Source organism: Helicobacter sp. 11-8110, assembly GCF_003288905.1.
In the GTDB taxonomy this organism is placed as follows: domain Bacteria; phylum Campylobacterota; class Campylobacteria; order Campylobacterales; family Helicobacteraceae; genus Helicobacter_D; species Helicobacter_D colisuis.
Map to the genome: position 1 here is coordinate 1 of NZ_NHYL01000021.1, position 518 is coordinate 518.

General features: G+C 30.1%; 1 protein-coding gene. It reads right to left on the reverse strand.

Annotation, left to right across the window (positions count from 1 at the left end):
• Positions 1–20: 20 nt before the first annotated feature.
• A partial coding sequence (locus tag CCY98_RS08390; RefSeq protein WP_146743794.1) for an autotransporter outer membrane beta-barrel domain-containing protein occupies positions 21–518 on the reverse strand: 498 nt, incomplete at its 5' end.

Sequence of the window (518 nt, forward strand, 5' to 3'; positions counted from 1 at the left end):
TAAAACTTACTTGGTAGTTATTAGAATCTATATTTTAATCCAATGTTACCATTGATATAAGTTTCATTTTTAGAATCTACTTTACCTGCTAGAATTTGTTTAGCACCAATTCCTGCATTTAAAGATAAAGAATCATTAATGGCGATGTTACCACCAACAATCAGTTGTCCATAAGTTTTCTTTTTCTCAGCAGAAGCGATTCTAAAGCTTGTAGTTGAACCAGCAAATCTACCTACATAATCATCTCCATTATTGATTACATATTGTTCAATTTTTGGAGTGATAAACAAATAAGATGATTCACTGAAGTATTTTCTACTTTCTAAACCTGCTTCTAAGCTTACAGAGTTGTTAGTATTAGATTGAACACTTTGAGCTAAAATGCTTCCTCTTTCTGTATAATCAGGTGTATAAGAATAGTAGTAATTTACTCCTGCAAATGGTTTTACAAACCAGCTATTACTAAAATCAAATACTTTACCTACATTTGCACTCAATCCAAAGAATTTTTGATCAAA